This window comes from Candidatus Vicinibacter affinis, assembly GCA_016714365.1.
GTDB classification, from domain to species: domain Bacteria; phylum Bacteroidota; class Bacteroidia; order Chitinophagales; family Saprospiraceae; genus Vicinibacter; species Vicinibacter affinis.
The window spans coordinates 587016-605886 of the sequence record JADJNH010000007.1 but is presented as its reverse complement, the minus strand read 5'-3'; the positions used below and the strand labels follow the sequence as shown (position 1 = coordinate 605886).

Genomic DNA, 18871 nt, shown 5'->3' with positions numbered 1-18871 from the left:
GTCCATTAAACCCAAAATTGTAATTTGAATTCTATTACGAGCCAAATTAACTTTATATGCAAGCCTCTTCTCGAAATTCTTTCGAGGAGTCATGCCTTTGTTGCTCTTTTGCCTCTCAATACGAACTCTAATTACAATTTTAGGTAATTACAATTTTATCATTTAATGTTGGTGTCAGAATTAGAATGGATGTAAAATTTATTTTAATTTTACTGCGACACCTGAATCGCTATGATTTTCACACCAAGATCTTACAAGAGATTGAAGGAAAAGTTGGCTTATGCCGGAGAGGCATTGTTAGAGCTTTTCTACCCAAACTTATGCATGGTTTGCGGGGCAAATTCTTATTCAAAAGAAGAGCTATTTTGTATACGGTGTCAATCAATCACCAGTCCCACTCAACAACATCTGCATCTTGAAAATGAGTTTACCGGACATTTTAAAGGAAGGATTAAAATTCAGACTGGCGCCAGCCTTTATTATTATGTACCCGATGGGCTGGTTCATAAAATTCTCGAATTAATCAAATACCGCAACCAACCGGAGCTTGCTGAAGGTTTGGGGCACTATTATGGTAAAATGTTATGCGAAATACCTTGTTACCATGATACAGACATTGTGATTCCGGTGCCTCTACATCCAAAGCGTGAGATTCATCGAGGTTATAACCAGAGTTTTCTGTTTGGAAGAGCACTGGCAAATGAATTGGGAGCAGCAATTTTTTCAGATGTGTTGATACGAATCCACCACACTACTTCCCAAACGGAAAAGGACCGGTTCAGCAGAAATGAAAACATGAAAAACGTCTTCAAATTATCTAGACCCGAAATCATCAAGGATAAAAATATATTGTTGGTAGATGATGTCCTCACCACAGGCGCCACTCTGGAATCATGCGCCATAGAATTAGAAAAGGGCTTTCCCAAAACCATAAACATGGCCACCATTGCTATTGGACGGTGAGGAAAGTGGGAAATGAGTTAATTTGAGAATGAGCTAATGAGTTAATGACGAAGATTGCAAATAGTACTTGCTAAACTCCTCGTAGGAAATGAGTTAATTTGAAAATGAGCTAATGAGTTAATTGAATGACTGATCGATTGGCTCGGTTTGCAACCGAGCTACCAAACGAAGATCATGAATGGCACTAGCTAGACACTCCGTAAATAATTGGTTAATTTGAGAATGAGCTAATGAGTTAATGACGAAGATTGCAAATAGTACTTTCTAAACTCCTCGTAAATTTCAAGCTAGGAAGCTCGAAATAACCGGGTTGTTTGATGCTTCCCAGCGTCAAACTGACGAAGATCATGAATGGCACTAGCTAGACACTCCGTAAATAATTGGTTAATTTGAGAATGAGCTAATGAGTTAATGACGAAGATTGCAAATAGTACTTTCTAAACTCCTTGTAGGAAATGAGTTAATTTGAGAATGAGCTAATGAGTTAATTGAATGACTGTTCGATTGGCTCGGTTTGCAGCCGAGACACCAAACGAAAAAATTCCGATCGAATGTTCACCCTAAAATCGATTGGCTCGGTTTGCAACCGAGACACCCTACGGTCGGTAGGCAGGCACGAAAGAGGTTATCGAAAATATGAAAATGGTATAATGCTTGAAGGTTATAATGATTTAGTACCATAATACATTAATGCCCTATTTTTGTTCCTCAAGAAAATATCAAATGAAATTAATAGGATTACTGAGTGGGGTGCTTAGTGCATTTATTTTGATGGGGAATGTATTAAATGCTCAGGTTGCAAATGTTCTCAAACTTAACTCTCCAAATAATTTGATGGAATTAAAATTCTATCTGGATGAGCAAGGGAGGCCACGGTATGGATTCAAAGCAGAGGGTTTACCAATTGTGAAAGACGGGCGACTGGGGATTCTTTTAAAGGATGCGATTGGTCTTGACAAGGATTTTGTCGTGGACAGTCATTATACTTTAGAAATGGATGACAGCTGGACAACCGTGTGGGGAGAAGAGAAGCAGATTAGAAATCATTACAGATCCTTAAATGTCAGGCTTAAGCAAATTTTGGGAGCAACAAAGAGAACTTTAATTCTTGAATTTAGATTGTTTGATGATGGTTTGGGATTTCGTTATATTTTTCCGGAAGATGGAAACCTTGGACTTTTTACTGTAAGTGATGAACTCACCACTTTTCCTTTGGATGCTGACCACGATGTGTACTGGATTCCGGGTGACTATGACACCAACGAATACAGATACAGCCGCTCGAAACTCAGTCAAATACATGCGCTGCAATTTAGTGAAGACAACAACATTGCATTCAAGCAATCGGTCCATGACAGTCTTGTTCAGACGCCGTTGATGATGATTGCAGGAGATGGTTATTATCTAGCAATTCATGAAGCGGCATTGGTGCATTATCCTGCAATGAATCTGGAAATCGATAGAAGCAAACTGGAATTAAAATCTCATCTGGTACCCGATGTTTTGGGCAATAAAGCCTATTTACAAGGGGGGGACAAGACCCCTTGGAGAGTCATACTTTATGCTAAAAAGGCCAAAGATATTTTAACCAACAGAATCATTCTTAATCTAAATGAACCCAGTAAAATTGCGGACCCTTCTTTCATCAAACCCGGAAAGTTCATTGGGGTGTGGTGGGAAATGCATGTAGGAAAAAGTAGTTGGAATTATTGGGATAAAAGCACTGCCCTCTCTTCTAAATTCTGGAAGAAAGTCAATCACCATGGGGCGAATACTGCCAATGTAATACGATATATTGATTTTGCCTCCAAACATGATATTCCCTACGTTCTGGTAGAAGGATGGAATGAGGGATGGGAAGATTGGTTTGGTGCATACCGGGAACACATTTTTAGTTTTTCAAAGCCTTATCCCGATTTTGACATCAATGCGATTTCCGCACGAGCGAAAGCTAAAAATGTGAAACTTATCATGCACCATGAAACTTCAGGTGCGGTAACGGATTATGAAAGACAGCTGGACACAGCAATCCGGTTTATGATACAATATGGATATCCGGGAATAAAAGGAGGTTATGTGGGGAAAATCATTCCCAGAGGTGAGCACCACGACGGTCAATGGATGGTTGACCATTATGAACGTTTGGCCAGTAAGTTTGGGCTGAATAAAATGACCATGGATTTGCATGAACCCGTAAGACCTACCGGTCTTCATAGAACTTATCCCAATTGGTGGTCCAATGAAGCAGCCCGGGGCAATGAGTTCAATGCCTGGAGCCGCGGTAACCTCCCGGAGCACGAGACGATACTACCCTTCACCCGTTTGTTGGGAGGCCCTATGGATTATACCCCAGGCATATTTCAGATCAAAATGAATGTCTATGATTCAGCTAAAAAAGAACAGGTACATACTACTCTTGCAAAACAGTTGGCTCTGTATGTAACCATGTACAGCCCTATTCAAATGGCTGCAGACCTGATTGAAAATTATGAAAAGCGTCCGGATGCTTTTAAATTTATCAAAGAAGTGCCTACTGATTGGGATACTACCGTGGTATTGGATGCTGAACCCGGCGATTACATTTACATGGCCAGACGTGAACGGAATGGAAAACAATGGTTTGTTGGCGCAATCACCGATGAACAGGAAAGACTTTTTGAGCCGGACCTCAGCTTTCTTACTCCCGGAAAGAAATATACCACGGTTGTTTACAGAGATGGAGACAGCGCTGATTGGGAAAGGAATCCTATGAGTTACGTGATAGATAAAAAAACCATCAGATCTACCGAAAAGCTAAAGATACGCCTGGCACCCGGCGGGGGTTGCGCAATACAGTTTACTCCGGCAGGGAGATGACTGAACGATCTCTGCTGCAAGCAGAGTATCGTGCGACAGCACGATAAGAGAAGGAACCGCGAAAGCGGCTAACGGGAGGATTAGGAAATGAGCTAATGAGTTAATGGTTGACTGAACGATCTCTGCTGCAAGCAGAGTATCGTGCGACAGCACGATAAGAGAAGGAACCCTGCCTGACTGCGTTGGCAGGCAGGCGCGAAAGCGGCTAGCGGAAGAATTAGAGAATTAGAGAATTAGAGAATTTGAAAATTAGCCAATTAGTATGACTGAACGATCTCTGCTTCAGCAGAGTATCGTGCGACAGAACGATAAGAGAGGGAACCCTGCCTGACTGCGTTGGCAGGTAGGCGCGAAAGCGGCTAACGGGAGGATTAGGTAATGAGCTAATGAGTCAATGAGAAAATGAGTCAATTGGCGAATGAATTTAGAGGGATGGAGGAGCATTTGAAGGTTAGAAGTTCACTGAGTGCATTTGCCAATAACACATTCAAAGAATTATTTCATTCTTAGAAGAGGCAGAGGGACTTAAACAATCATTAGAAAAAGTTCAGAATGGATTAAATTACGTATCAAATACGTATATTTACGTATAAATACGAATCAAATGGGGCTTAATACATTCAAATTCCGAATTAATCCTGACTTAGAGTTGTTGGACCGGTTAATTGCAGTGGAGAGGTTTGATGCCTTATGGCCGGATATGGAGCGACGGTCGATGAACCACCTTAATGCACTTAAATTAAAAACCATTAATCGGTCACTGGGTGCTGTACTTCGGTTAGAGGGTTTTGAAATTGGGGAGGACAAAATTGAGCACTTTTTCAAGACCCCCATTTTTACGAAGGATGATCCGAGAGAGATGCAAATATTCGGAGGTTATATTGCTGCTTACAGGCAAATTGTGCAGAGTCAACCAAATCAAGAGGTGAATGAACCATTTTTGAAGGCATTGCAAAATGTGATTTTAAAATTTAGTCAAAAGGATGACTGGCACCGGGGGGACTACAAACGTATAAACAATAATCTGGAAAATATTCTTCCTGATGGGAGTAAAGAACTGGTGTTCAGGTCTGCTGAACCGGGGTTACATACCATCGAGGCAATGCAGCAATTGTTGGAATGGTATCAAGCAGATCATGCATCCATAAGCATCATTAAAATTGCACTATTTTTTTATGAATTTTTATGCATTCGACCGTTTCAGGATGGCAATGGTAGGATGGCTTACCTGCTGGTTTATTTGTTGATGTTGAAAAGTGGTTATTCCTGGATTCAATATGTAAGTCTGGAACATGAAATTCAGCAAAGGAAGGCTGAGTTTGATAATATATTAACCCTCACCCAAAAAGAAAGACCCTCAGAAAATGTTGCTGCCTGGTTGAAATTTTTTCTGAGTTGTTTGATGAATCTACAGCTTGAATTGGAAATGAATCTCAACTTAAAAATTGTACAAAAAAATTTAACTTTAAAAGAAAAGAGAATTTGTACCGTCATCGAAAATCAACCCGGTCTAAGTTCTTCGGAGATATCAACCATTATCGGTATTCCTTTACCCAGCGTTAAAAAAATGCTGAGCAGACTAGTTACACAAAAATATCTTTTTAAGGAGGGAACAGGCAAGGCTACTCATTATAGTTTGTTATAGATTTACCTTATCGGATATTGCATTAAACAGCATTTTAAGAGAAGTAAAAACTTTTTGAAATTGACTATGTGGTAAACAATTTCTTTTTATCAAGAGAGCATTTATCAAAATGCCCGCACCGATTTCAACATTTAGAATTTTAATGGCAAGAAGAATTTGCCTATAAATATTTTGATGATATCTATCAATTCAGCAACTAATGAAAATCACAATAACTTGCCATAAACAGATTATACTTGTTTAGGTGGATGTTAGGATTATGAGGCAGTCGATGAGGTGATTTCTTTTATAATTTAAAATGTTATAATCATGAGAAAATTATTTTATGCATGCGGCTTGTTTTTGGTATTATTTCTATGGATTTCCTGCGAGAAGGAGGACAGTTCTCCTAATTCGCTGGGGGGAAATACGAATATTCCATTGACACCGGTGAATGGGGTTTCATCTGTTTTTGGAAGCTACGGAAACCAAAACATTAACGGTGGAAGTATCACTGTGGTTAAGAATGAAGATGGTTTGGTAACTTATAAAGCCGTTATTGATTTGAATCAATTCTCGAATGAGTTGAAACTCAAGGCTCTTAATTATTTAACCCAACTTTCAAATTACTATAAGTTCGATACTGCATTTACCCTTGCGCCGGATGGTAAATTGAGTTTTGAATTCAAACTTAAAATAACGTCAGAGGGGTATCAGGATTTCTTTGTTGAAGGGAAGCCTTGGGTTATTGGAAAATATGGGGATGGTGTGGGAACTAAGTACACCGTTACCAATTCCAAAGGAGAGGAGTTAGTCAGGACAGTAACAGAAAAAACAGGAATTGACGAATGGCCATTGGGGTTCTTTTACATTAAGACTTCCAAAATAGAGCAAAATGCTCCGGCAGACGACCCTGTAATTTCAAAAGTAGTTTACAGAATCAACCATCGTTTTGGACTTGTTTATTTGGAATACCAACTAAAGGATGGTACGACACTTAAGTTGAGTGTATTTGCACCATTTGTTTGATGAAGGATTTAGGCTAAGTGATTTTAGATTTTTGAATAGTTAATTAGATTGCCTGATTTTAGGATCAGGTAAGGTTAATTTGGGTTTAGATTGTCATGGGGTGGTGCCACAACATCACCCCATTTTCTTGCTATAAAATAAAAAAGGAAACCTAAGTTATTTGTCCGAACATAACTGGTTGGAGACTTTCAAAAACTCTTGATCCAGAATTATTCTATCTTGTTTTGACGTATAGATTGAATCGTATAATTTTTGTTGCAACAATTTAATTTGCTCTGATTTATTTTTTGTTTGCTCGTGGAGTGGTTCGATAAGCTTGTTTAAAGAATCCAAACGGGACAAAAAATATTTATTTTTTTCGGGAAATTGCATCAAAGAATCTTCTGAGAATCGGATATGATCTGCAAGTAGAAATCTTTCCTCCTTCAACTGCTTAGCTTCACAATACAAGGTAGCAAGCAAACGACTGTCCTGTTCGAGCGTGGAAATTTTGTTTGTATTCTTACACCCGTAAGAGAAAAAATAAACTGATAAAAATATGAGTAAATAAAACCAAGCAAAAAGACCTTGTGGACTTGCACAAGAATCAACTTTTTCAGAGCGTGGCAATACTTTGTCCGGTCTTATTCCGGCCATTGAATTTTTTTATTCACATTATCCCCGATGGAGCGTCCCATTTTTAGACCGTTCAGATTATCGGTATTGTAATGTATGCCTCCGAACAGTCTTGAGTTGGCACATTCTTCAGCCATCTGATTGAAATTATCAAAATTCCTCACTGAAAATCCAAATTGGATTTGAGTACGATCAGTAAATGGATAAAAACCATCTCCATCTGTAAACATATCTGTAAATATCCTTGCACCGGCGGCAGCTTCAGTAGCGTGTCCAGAGGTGTATGCCGGGAAAGGAGGGGTTCCAATAACCGTCGCAAAACTGGCATCAATATTTTGTCTGATATAGCTAACCGGACGAATTAAAAAATAATCATATTTGGTTTTCCAACAGGCGATGAAGGCATCGTTTTCAGCGATGGCAAGTTTGGCATAGCCTATGGCGCAGGTACCCAGATTGGCTTCATTTTCCTCTAACAGTTGGGTCATAATGTTGAAAGTATGACCGGTGGGTGTGCAAGTGTTAAATGGGTCGTCTGCCCAAAATTTAGCAATTTCTTTCTGCTCGGATGTGGCGTTAGTAACTGTATTATAAACTTGCATGGCTTCTTTGTAAAATTCGGAAGTCACGACCGTGGAATAAGCTGTATGTGCTGCTGGTTGGCCTTCGGTGATATTGGCATTCAAAAAAGGTCTGTTGGAGGCCCATCTTGGTGCCAATGGATTTAAGGTTGCGCTGGTGGGTACCCAGGCACCGTTATTTTTTGGCCAGGTGTAAGGAAGTTGGAAAGGGTCGACATAGGATTCATGACCGCCATCGGTCTTGGAATATTCGAAAATTGCAAGAGCAACTGCATTGCCATATTCCTTGGATCGCTTAGCGACGGCCTCTGTGGTCTCCAAAAGAAACTTATCGTACCATTTAGTCTCCAGGTCAAAGATCCTGTTTAAATTATCTTTACTGATCTTTTGCTCAAACATTTTCTTGATAATTTCGCCAAGGGCATAATTGGCGACTATCCCCCAGTGGTATTCCTGTCCGGTTTCCACAGCAGGTATGGATCCCGCAGAAAAGCCATTAAGCTGTCCGGATAAACTTACTGGATCTTTCCATCCCTGAGAAATACTTTCATATAGCGCAATTCCTGTATAGCCGAAAGCTCTTGCGGCCTGAGGGGGAAAAAAGCCGGCAGTTTCTTTAACAATGGTGCATTCCAATTTGAACCATTCCTGAGTGACCAGTCCGTCATAATCCACCACGGTCTTAACTTCAGGCTTAATAGTTTCTTCTTTCTTACATTGCGTGAAAAGGGAGAAAAAGACGACAAGCCCTGAGAAAAACAACAATTTTTTCATAGGTTTAAATTTGAGTACTGCAAATATAAGGCTTAAAATATTGAAAGTCAATACCCAAACTAAAAATGGTAAAATGCTGCAATCCTGCAATGCAACAATGTGAATATCTGACGTGGATTTTCGCAGTTTACAACCGCCACCACTGACTGGCGGGTTTGAAACCCCGATATAAACAGAAGTTGCGTTTAGCCTCCCGCAGCATCATGGTTGATTTGGGCCTCCCGGCTTAAAGCTTGAAAGATGATCTCACATCCAAAGTAGTCTTCCTCCCTTCTCTTTTAAGAGAAGGGTCGGGGCTGTGCCCCCCCAATTTATTGGGGGGGGATGAGCTGAATACATCCCGCTGAGCCTAAACTAAGTGCCTCCCACAGAGTAAAAATCGCAACTTCCTTTTCCCCCTCCCTCCGTTTCAACCGAGGACGCATGAAACAACCCTTTCGGTTACTTTGAGCCTCTGGGCTTAAAGCTTTAAAGATGATCTCAAATCCCGACTAGTCTTCCTCCCTTCTCTTTTAAGAGAAGGGCCGGGGCCGTGCCCCCAATTTATTGGGGGATGAGTTGAACGTGTCCCGCTGAGCCTACTCTAATTACATCCCACAGAGTAAAAATCGCAACTTCCTTTTGCCCTTTAGTTTCAAGCGAGGACCATGAAACAACCCCGGGTTGCTTTGAGCCTCCCGGCTTAAAGCTTGTAGATGGTAACACATCCTCAGTAGTCTTCCTCCCTTCTCTTTTAAGAGAAGGGCCGGGGCCGTGCCCCCAATTTATTGGGGGATGAGTTGAACGTGTCCCGCTGAGCCTACTCTAATTACATCCCACAAAGTAAAAATCGCAACTTCCTTTTGCCCTATAGTTTCAAGCGAGGACCCATGAAACAACCCTTTCGCTTGCTTCGAGCCTCCTGCAGCATCACGGTTGCTTTGAGCCTCCCGGCTTAAAGCTTACGTACTGCTTACAAAGTAAAGTTTCAAGTTCTTTTACCCTCACTATAAATGCTATAATGCTGTTATATAGTTTTAAACTTCCACAATCAATTGAATAAGTCCGCTTTAATAAACCAATGAACCAATTTAAAATTTTGGATATAATTCAATAAATTTGTTTAAGTTCCGGGTCTTTATTAATAAAATCGGGAGAGAATGCGATGGCAGAAAAGAATAGAAATAGTTTACTTTTTCTTCTGATGGTACCTTTATGGCTTTCTGCTGTCCACGCACAAGTAATCTATACACCCAAAGATTCTATTGAAATATACAGACTGCTCAATGAAGCAGATGAACTGGATTTTCAAGGAAAATTGGACGAAGCAATGTCAAGTATTAAGAGAGCCAGACAGCTTAGTCAGGAAAAGCGTATGAAACGCGGAGAAGCCTATGCTTGTTTGAAAATGGCTGATCTGCTATTAAAGAAAAGTGAATATGAAAAAATAGATGAGCATTTGAAAGAAGGCTTCCAGCTTGGATCTGCCATACGCGACAGTTTGATTATGGGATTGGCTTTCCTTCAAAAGTCACAATATCTTAAGAGTTTAAATAATTTTGAAGAAGCTATTGTAGCTTCAAAAACAGGTTTGCAACATTTATCTTACAAAACGGATTCACTGTATATTGCTTTGGCCTATAATGAAATTGGAATTAATTATGATAAATTAGGAGACTACTCCCGTGCTGCAGAAAATTATCTTCAGGCCCTCCGCCTATTCGAGTTGTTGGGAGTTGAACAAGAGGTGGCCAACACCATGGGCAATATCGCAGTAAGTTATTACCGATTAAACAAACGAACGGTTGCAGCAGAATTATTCAAGGAATCATTGGTAATTCGTGAGCGAATTGGCGACATCAAGGGAATTGCCTCGAACTTAGGAAATTTGGTCACCGTATATTCTGTAATTTCATTGGATACCGCATGGATATATCAACAAAAAGCTATTCAATATGCAGAAAGAAGCGGTGTAAAGCCTGTTCAAGCGCAAGTATATACCAATACCGCCAATTTGTTATCCAGACAAAATAAATTTAAAGAAGCATTTCAATTTCAGAAAAAGGCTATTGAAATTTATCAACAAACAGGGGATCAATACAAACTCAGCTTACAATACATTCAATGTGCTGAATTATCAGATCGCATGGCGGATTCTTTAGGGGCAGAAAATTATTATCAGCTGGCTTTCCAACATGCAAATAATTTGCAGAGTAAACCTTTGTTTCAGGCATTTTATTCCAGCAAATCTGGCTTTTATAATAGGCATAAAGATTTTTATAATGCGTTATTATGCACACAAATTAATTTTACCTATCGGGATAGCTTGTTTAGCGAGAAAACAAAAACAAGTGTTGAAGATCTTAAATTAAAATACGAAACTGAAAAAAAGGACCTGCAATTAGCCAAATTAAGTGCAGAGCAAAAGCAAAGAGAACTGGAATTGGACAAGCAAAATAAACTTATACAAATTGGCACGTTGCTAAATATTAAGGGTCAGCAGGAAATTACCTTGTTAAAGCAAGACCAGGAATTGCAGTTAGGCAGATACCAGAAAATTGAATCTGAAAAAGCAAAACAAGAGTTAATTAATCAATCTAATGAACGATTACTTAAATTGACCAATCAGAATGTAAAAATTTTGGAGCAGGATAAACTTCTCAATGAAAGACAAATTCAGCGTCAACGAATATTAAGTCAAGTTTTGATAGGTTCTATTTTTATTTCCTTGGTGCTGGGCTTCTTATTATTCAACAGATATCAGTTAAAAAGAAAAATTGCTCAACAGAATAGCCTGCTGAAAATTCGAAACAATATTGCAAAGGATTTGCACGATGAAATTGGCAGTACCCTTACCAGTATAAATATCCTTAGTTTAGTATCCAGTCAATCACTTGATAAGGATCCATTGCAAGCAAAGGAGATGTTGAATCAAATAACCCAACAAAGCAAGACGGTACAGCAAAATATGAGCGATATTGTTTGGGCTATCAGACCCGACAATGAAAAAATTGAAGCACTTTCTGCCAGGATGAGAGAGTTTGCAGGGAAAGTTTTAGAATCCCAGAATATCAAAGTTTTCTTTGATGTGGATGAGGTATTATTGTCCAAGGCTCTTCCCGTTCAGTCTCGTAAAGAGGTTTTACTTATTTTTAAAGAAGTGATCAACAACATTGTGAAGCATTCAGGTGCGGATACAGTACGCATCATTTGGAAGCAGACTAAAGCCAGCTATGAGTTGGAGATAACAGATAATGGGGAGTGGAAGGGCAAACCGGGTAGTACAGGTACCGGTATTAAAAGTATGCAAGAGCGAGCCATCTCTATCGGTGGAAGTTTTGAAATTCAACATGGTAGCGAAGGGACTTTTGTGTGTTTAAAAATCCCTATCACATGATCATGGCAATTCAGTTTGAAGTCAATTGACTTACCTTTGTAAAAAATTTTAATGAATGTCTGTAAGAATTATTATTTATGAGGACAGTGATCATTTAAGATCCAGCTTGTGTTCGTTGTTTCAATGGAATACAGAAATGGAGGTTATGCTTGCAAAACCAAATCCTTCTGAGGTATTAAAGGATATAGATGAGTACAGACCTGATGTTATTCTCATGGATATCGACATGCCGGTGATGAATGGCATAGAAGCGGTTACTTTATTGCGATCTAATAATTCAGCCATACCGGTTATTATGTTGACCATTTTTGAAGATGCTGAAAATATTTACAATGCCATTTGTGCCGGAGCAACTGGCTATTTATTAAAAAATGATTTTGAACATATCATTTATTCCATCAAAGATGTTTTAAATGGTGGAGCTCCTATGACCGGGAGTGTTGCACGAAAGGTGCTTAATTCATTTGCAAAGCCCGTACCTGTGAAGAAAGAAAATTTGGAGCAACTTACAGATCGGGAGAATGAAATTTTAAACGCACTGGTTGTGGGGAGCAGTTATAAAATGATTGCAGACAAATTGGAACTAAGTATTGATACCATCAGAACACATATAAAGAAAATTTACAAAAAGTTACAGGTAAACAGTGCGACTGAAGCCATTTACAAAATCACAAATAAGTAGTTAGAATATTTTTTAAGGTGAGAGCCTTATATTCAGCTTATCTAAGTTATTCGTATTTATTTTAGTGACCCGGATTTTCCTGACACTTTACTCCTTTTACCTCATAAACTAATTTTTATATTATCTGCAAGATTAAAATGGTGCATCACATCATCATGTGATGGTCAGATGGATATTTTGACATGATCATGTGAAGCCTGATTTTAGGTCGTGATTTTAAGGCATCCTAGCTTTGTATCATTAAAAAAATATAAAAATTAAAATTATGAAAAACAAGATTTTGAATTCAGGGATGTGTTTTATCATCGCCATAATTTTTAGTTCGGTGAGTGGTCAGGTTATTATTCACAGTGAACAAAATTACAGAGGTACTCGACAGGCTATCTCTGTCGGTGATGGAACACGACTACCATTCAACGTAAGATCTATAACTATTCCGAGTGGATATTTGGTGATTATGGCCAATGAGGATGGGTGTACAGGTCTTTGTCAGTATTGGAGAAACATGGATGGTTCTGTTGGATTGTTAGGTGCCAGGGGATGTACCATTACGGTAAAAAGAATAGATGCTTCAGATGCAAGTCTGCGCATTTCTATTAAGACCGGAGGAGATGATTTAAGAAGTGGAAGCTATGCAATCTTTCACTGGCGTATAAATGGTGTCGGCAATCGTTCAAATCGAATGGTTGGTGCTGGAGGTAGTCTTGCATCCAACTCAAGTCGTGATTTCACGATTTCTATACCCGGGGTTAGAATAGATCAAATTTTGGATATGGCACTATCCCACAGTGGACTTCCGGAACATAGAGGAAATATTTTCGAACATTATGACAATTGGGATGTGAATGAACTGCAAGTAAGCTACATAAGTCGATCTTATCCTGATGGATTGGTAGTTTATCGCGGTAATGGTGCGCCATTGGTTCGATTTACAGGAGAGAATAAGCGGTACCCAATTAATGTAACCGGCAGAGCCTGTAACTAATTTTTAAAAATCTTTAAGCAATATTTATAAACGATTAAAATTTTAAATCATGAAAAATATCATTCAATTTTCAATGGCGGTATTGTTTAGTATTACACTAATTCAAGTGAGTTCCGCACAAAGTAAGATAACAACCAAAATAAAGGACACTCCTCTTACAGGACAGGATGCTCTGTTAAATCGAAAAATGACTACGTTTAAACCAGAAGTCCACGGGTTTAAATTTGTGAATGACATACATTGGGAGTTACCACTTGCTTTGGTCAATGGTCCTGTGCTGGCAGGTGCTTGTGGAGGTATGGCATACACCATGGTGGATTATTACTACGCAGGACGAACGATTCCTCAACAATCATACAGACCATTTAATGGCTCTCCTTTGTCTAATTTTATTGAAGCCAGACAAAAGAAATCCATTATTTCCAATGCAGACAAGTGGGCGGAATTAATCAACAATCCTTTTGGTTGGAGAACCAGTGAATTTTTTAATTGGGGCATTCAGGGATTTAATGGCGGAAGGTTACAGGAATTGAAAGAAAGTATTGACGCCGGCAAACCAGCAGTCCTGGGACTTTTCAAAGCAGGTGGTGGCGGTGTAGTTTCTCATCATCAGGTGATCGCAATTGGATATCAGTTAGGTCGCTACAAAGGAGATTTGGGAAAATTTAAAGAAGACTTTAAAATATTCATTTGTGATCCTAATTTTCCGAACCGAACAATGACGCTTATTCCGGATGTTGCAAGAAATTGTTATCATTATATAGAGGATGTTTCCTGTGAATGGATGACCTATTTCGTAGATAAAAAATACAGCAGATCAGTGCCTCCCACCATCCAGTCACAAGTGCTGAGCAAGGATGGAACTGTACATGAATTATTATTGGAAATTTTTACCGGTGGTGATGATTTAAGAGGAGGAAATGACAACGTTCAGGCAATAGTTAATTTTAAAAATGGCACTTCGCAAAAATTTGAAAACATCAACAAAGGTGCTCGCTGGATCGATCATTATTACCAGGTAGTGCCGATTGAATTGCAAAAAAGTGTGAAATGCGACCAAATCAAAAGTGTAGTCTTAAAAACAACTTTTGGTGGAGGCATAGGCGGAGACAATTGGAATGTGAATTCATTCAGAGTTTTTGCCCAGGAAGGAACTTATCAAAGAGAATTGTATAATGGAGCAGGGGATCCGCTTGTCCGATTTGATGGCAACAACCGACCTTTTGAGGCAAGTATTGTAATTCGTTAATATAAAAATCTAATAAATTTCAATTCGCATATTTTCATTCATAAATATTATCTCATTTCCATAAAATTATAATCATGAAAAATTTAGCAATATTCGCTTTAGTATTGTTTTCTAACGGATACATCTTTGCTCAGATTTCCACCGGGATTAAACCCTTGCCAAACAAAGCAGTGGAGACTCAAAAGGCAATTTACCTGAATACCATAGATCCTGCTGTAATGGATATTTCTTTTAAAACCATTAAAAGAAGCACCGGCGATATTTTAAGGGTTACCGGCACCATTAAAAACAAAGGCGGTAAGAATTACACATCAGGAGCAAATCAACAAAACATCCAGATGTGGGAAAATTATTCCTCTGCAAACAGAAAAATGGTAAAGCAATTGAGATTTAATCAATTGAACAGCAATTCAGAATTGCAAATTATTTACGAAAGACCGGCATTTAAAAACAGTAAAGAATTTCCTCCGGATTATATGGTTTTCATTGAATACGATCCGGATATCCGTATGGATAGCAATACAAACAATGATGATGCTGTCTTGTCCAATAATACCATGACCAAAAATCCTAAATCAAATTAATAGAAGGATCAGGTTATCATGTCGTCAGTAAATCGATCTGATGAAACTATCTTCTGATTTAGATTCAATTTATTATTCATTTCCTACTTTAAAATTATACCAATGAAAAATTTAGCAAACCTGCATTTCAGGTTAATGATAATGATGACATTTATGGTGGCAAGCATTTATTGTCTGCAAGCACAGAATAAGATCGAACAAAAAATGGATAAAGCGGTATCTGCCACAGAAAAGATTCAGCAGAAAAGTCAGAAAGTACAGAATGGGAGTGTAGCTATGAATGAAAACATCCAGCAGGCCGGGGAAGGGATCAAAGCTACAGTTCAAAATGTTAAGTCTATTATAAAAATATTTGATCCAATCCGCGGACTTCATTTTAAAAATAAAAACAATGATGCAACAGTAAATACAAATGATGCCCAATTGCCAAATCCCCCATTGGATCTTTCAGAGCCATTGGAAGATAGTCCGACCGAAGTAAGTGAGACAGGATCCACCGTGGAACAATTTGAAGAACCGGAATCCGCTTCATATAACACAGATGGCTCAGCTAATCTGGGGAATCAAAACAACCAAAAATATGGTTGTTACCTGGACATGATGAGTGGTCTTGTTATGGACGATGTGGACGCAGCCGGAAATACTGGCAGCGTAGATGTTATTTTTACCGCAACGGATTATTATGGATCAGCACCCATGTATGCATTGTTGACTCCGGCATATGTAAAAAATGACCTTTTCGCAAATTACTATTTCAGGGGAAGCAATTATAAAGATGCAAACATACCGGTCAAATTATGGGAAGAAGTCAATGAAAGTGAGATAGCATTAACTGCGCTCACATCGGACAAGTTTGCAAAAATCCAAAACAATAATCAATTATTGGCCGTGATCAAGCAGACCCCTGCCTTCAAAGACAAATTTGAAAGCCGAACAAAAATAAATGGAAAAGTATTTGCCATCAAGACAAAAATGCAAAATCGGGAAGCATATGGTTTGATGTTGGTGGAGGATCAGTACGGTACCACCGGAGCCAATGGATATTTAAAAATAAGATTGAAAGTGATGGGATTCGATTCTGACGGCGATGGCAATCCGAATGCCAATTTATACAAGTAAGTAAATTCCTTTTATGGATCAGACAATGGCAATTAAAAGCTCTTGTATTGCTTACAAAGGAAAGCAACACCCTCCTTTTCCACCCCCGTCAGTTTCAAGCAAGGACGCACGAAACAACCCTTTCGGTTGCTTTGAGCCACCGGCAGCATCGGGTTGCTTTGAGCCTCCCGGCTTAAAGCTTGTAGATAGTAACACACCCCGATTAGTCTTCCTCCCTTCTCTTTTAAGATTCCTCCCTTCTCTTTAAGAGAAGGGCCGGGGATGAGTTGAACGCGTCCCGCTGAGTCCTCCCCCTCTCTTTCAAGAGAGGGGCAGGGGTGAGTTGAATGCGTCCCGCTCAGTCCCCCTACTATCGAAAAGTTTTTAACTTTAAACGGAATTACCAAAAGTTTGTCCTATATACCAGCACCGAAATGGAAATTATAATGAAGTAATAGTTAATGAGGACGATTTCGATTATTTTTAGAGAAGTCCCAATACATAGGCTCAAGTTATGCAATACTTAATGTTTACCTTAAAAATTGTACTTTAGCGGAACAATATAGTTTATATGAAATTGAAGGTATTGGTTCATGAAGCGGAAGAGGGTGGATATTGGGCAGAAGTGCCCTCCATACCAGGATGTGTAACCCAGGGTGAAACTTTTGATGAATTATTGCTAAATCTCTATGAAGCAGTTGAAGGGTGTCTGAACGTAAACATTGAAGAGCCGGAGCCCGACAGTAAAGCTAGAATCTTTGAGATTGCTATATGAGGCAAATTTCAGGAAAGGAATTTTGTAGAATTCTGGAGAGTAATGGTTGGATACTTAAGAGAATTAATGGAAGTCATTTTATTTTTTCAAAACCTAATTTTAATGTCAGAATATCTGTTCCTGTACATGGAAACAATCCACTTAAAATAGGACTTCTTAAGAGCTTATTGAAAGTCGCTCATATTGAAGAGGATAGTTTATAAATGTTCAAGAATTAAATTGAAATTAATACAATCTAGATTGATTTTCCTCAACACCCTAAGATCAAAGTTTTTAACTTTAAACTCAATTACGAATTCAGTATTGAATTAGAAAAAGTTCAAAATCCTATAAATTATCGAGATTTGTTTGGTGATTGTTCTATTAGTCGCCAGGAAGAGCGTAAGCTATTTCATTAACTTTTTAGGCTTAATAATGTAATCTGCATTGGATGATATGAATTCTGTCTTCATAAACCGCATAGACCAGTCGATGTTCGGTATCAATTCTGCGTGAATAATAGCCAGCCAAATTTGATTTTAGTGATTCAGGTTTGCCGATACCAGCAAAAGGGTCTCTTTGAATTCCGACGATTAATTTGTTGATTCGTTTGAGGGTATTTTTGTCATTCAATTGCCAATAAAGATAGTCTTCCCAGGCGTCTTTGTCCCAACTAAGATCCTTCATGATCACTGATCAGTTTATGTTTTTTAAACTGTCCTTTTTTATCCCGGTTGATGGCTTCTGAGAGCCTTTTTCTGTTATTTTCCGTGCTGAGCAGGTGCAATGTTTCCTGCCAGCTATTGTATTCTTCCAGCGAGATGATTACCGCATTATCATCACCCCTGGTGATAATAACCGTCTCGTGGTCATCTACAACAGAATCCAGTACAGCTTTAAGATTAGACCTTAGCGTTGAATAATTTAAAACTTCCATATAGCGTAATTACGTACTTAATAACGTAAAGATAGTTAAATATTTTTACAATAACATGGCTTAGTCAACATAATGCACTAATGATCGTGGTTTGCAACCGCGACATAAACATCAATAGCAGCATCAAGGTTGCTTTGAGCCTCCTGGCTTAAAGCTTACGTACTGCCTAATAATGGGTAGTAAGAACCTCCTTTACATACCCGTCAGTTTCAAGCGAGGACGCATGAAACAACCCTTTCGGTTGCTTTGAGCCTCCCGCAGCATCAAGGTTGCTTTGAGCCTCCTGGCTTAAAGCTTACGTACTGCTTACAAAGGAAAGCAACACCCTCCTTTTCCACCCGCGTCAGTTTTAAGCGAGGACGCATGAAACAACCCTTTCTGTTGCTTTGAACCTCCCAGCCTAAAGCTTGTAGATGGTAACACATCCCTATTGGTCTTCCTCCCTTCTCTTTTAAGAGAAGGGCCGGGGCCGTGCCCCCAATTTATTGGGGGGAGAGTTGAACGCGTCCCGCTCAGTTCCCCATCATGGTTGCTTTGAACCTCCCGGCTTAAAGCTTGTAGATGGAAACACATCCCAAGTAGTCTTCCTCCCTTCTCTTTTAAGAGAAGGGCCGGGGCCGTGCCCCCAATTTATTGGGGGGAGAGTTGAACGCGTCCCGCTTAGCCCCCTCCCCCTCCACACTCAAAATTTCCCCCAAACCCAAGAACGAAACCCTTCATAATGTCCTCCCAAAGCCAAAAAATTACCAAAAAACCACAAAAAC

At 39.1% G+C, this 18871-nt stretch carries 16 protein-coding genes; 12 read left to right on the top strand and 4 right to left on the bottom strand.

Annotated features, from left to right (window positions below; all coding sequences use genetic code 11):
• Nucleotides 1–231 precede the first annotated feature (231 nt).
• The 4 genes from IPJ53_17200 (at nt 232) to IPJ53_17185 (ending at nt 6472) form a co-directional block, all read left to right on the top strand.
• Nucleotides 232–963: a ComF family protein gene (locus IPJ53_17200; GenBank protein ID MBK7800840.1), complete on the top strand. Its 732-nt coding sequence runs from the start codon at nt 232–234 to the stop codon at nt 961–963.
• A gap of 723 nt (nt 964–1686) precedes the next feature.
• Nucleotides 1687–3819, top strand: coding sequence for a glycoside hydrolase family 97 protein (locus IPJ53_17195; GenBank protein MBK7800839.1), 2133 nt, complete (start codon nt 1687–1689; stop codon nt 3817–3819).
• A gap of 604 nt (nt 3820–4423) precedes the next feature.
• A complete protein-coding gene (locus IPJ53_17190) occupies nt 4424–5464 on the top strand; it encodes a Fic family protein (protein MBK7800838.1) in 1041 nt (346 codons plus the stop codon).
• A gap of 309 nt (nt 5465–5773) precedes the next feature.
• Nucleotides 5774–6472, top strand: a complete 699-nt coding sequence (locus IPJ53_17185; protein ID MBK7800837.1) for a hypothetical protein — start codon at nt 5774–5776, stop codon at nt 6470–6472.
• A 156-nt stretch (nt 6473–6628) separates the two neighbouring features.
• Here IPJ53_17185 and IPJ53_17180 read toward each other — a convergent pair whose 3' ends face one another.
• Nucleotides 6629–7108 carry a hypothetical protein gene (locus tag IPJ53_17180; GenBank protein ID MBK7800836.1) on the bottom strand — a complete coding sequence of 160 codons (480 nt, stop codon included), beginning with the start codon at nt 7106–7108 and terminating at the stop codon, nt 6629–6631.
• Complete coding sequence (locus IPJ53_17175) at nt 7096–8442, bottom strand: vanadium-dependent haloperoxidase (GenBank protein ID MBK7800835.1); 1347 nt, start codon at nt 8440–8442, stop codon at nt 7096–7098. The genes IPJ53_17180 and IPJ53_17175 overlap by 13 nt, the downstream gene beginning before the upstream one ends.
• A gap of 1144 nt (nt 8443–9586) precedes the next feature.
• Here IPJ53_17175 and IPJ53_17170 point away from each other — a divergent pair.
• From IPJ53_17170 to IPJ53_17135, 8 genes are all read left to right on the top strand, one after another.
• On the top strand, nt 9587–11818 hold the full coding sequence (locus IPJ53_17170; GenBank protein ID MBK7800834.1) for a tetratricopeptide repeat protein: 2232 nt from the start codon (nt 9587–9589) through the stop codon (nt 11816–11818).
• Nucleotides 11819–11873: 55 nt separating this feature from the next.
• Nucleotides 11874–12500 (top strand): response regulator transcription factor, encoded by a 627-nt coding sequence (locus tag IPJ53_17165; GenBank protein MBK7800833.1) that lies wholly within the window; start codon nt 11874–11876, stop codon nt 12498–12500.
• A gap of 265 nt (nt 12501–12765) precedes the next feature.
• Nucleotides 12766–13485: a hypothetical protein gene (locus IPJ53_17160; protein MBK7800832.1), complete on the top strand. Its 720-nt coding sequence runs from the start codon at nt 12766–12768 to the stop codon at nt 13483–13485.
• Between the two features lie 49 nt (nt 13486–13534).
• On the top strand, nt 13535–14734 hold the full coding sequence (locus IPJ53_17155; protein ID MBK7800831.1) for a hypothetical protein: 1200 nt from the start codon (nt 13535–13537) through the stop codon (nt 14732–14734).
• Between the two features lie 74 nt (nt 14735–14808).
• Nucleotides 14809–15318 carry a hypothetical protein gene (locus IPJ53_17150; GenBank protein ID MBK7800830.1) on the top strand — a complete coding sequence of 170 codons (510 nt, stop codon included), beginning with the start codon at nt 14809–14811 and terminating at the stop codon, nt 15316–15318.
• 102 nt (nt 15319–15420) lie between these two features.
• Complete coding sequence (locus IPJ53_17145) at nt 15421–16437, top strand: hypothetical protein (GenBank protein ID MBK7800829.1); 1017 nt, start codon at nt 15421–15423, stop codon at nt 16435–16437.
• A 550-nt stretch (nt 16438–16987) separates the two neighbouring features.
• Nucleotides 16988–17191, top strand: coding sequence for a type II toxin-antitoxin system HicB family antitoxin (locus IPJ53_17140; protein ID MBK7800828.1), 204 nt, complete (start codon nt 16988–16990; stop codon nt 17189–17191).
• Nucleotides 17188–17394 carry a type II toxin-antitoxin system HicA family toxin gene (locus IPJ53_17135; GenBank protein ID MBK7800827.1) on the top strand — a complete coding sequence of 69 codons (207 nt, stop codon included), beginning with the start codon at nt 17188–17190 and terminating at the stop codon, nt 17392–17394. The genes IPJ53_17140 and IPJ53_17135 overlap by 4 nt, the downstream gene beginning before the upstream one ends.
• Before the next feature lie 205 nt (nt 17395–17599).
• Here the strand turns inward: IPJ53_17135 and IPJ53_17130 are convergent, their stop codons facing one another.
• Both IPJ53_17130 and IPJ53_17125 read right to left on the bottom strand, forming a co-directional pair.
• Nucleotides 17600–17857, bottom strand: a complete 258-nt coding sequence (locus IPJ53_17130; GenBank protein MBK7800826.1) for a Txe/YoeB family addiction module toxin — start codon at nt 17855–17857, stop codon at nt 17600–17602.
• Nucleotides 17844–18107, bottom strand: coding sequence for a type II toxin-antitoxin system Phd/YefM family antitoxin (locus IPJ53_17125; GenBank protein ID MBK7800825.1), 264 nt, complete (start codon nt 18105–18107; stop codon nt 17844–17846). The genes IPJ53_17130 and IPJ53_17125 overlap by 14 nt, the downstream gene beginning before the upstream one ends.
• Nucleotides 18108–18871 lie beyond the last annotated feature (764 nt).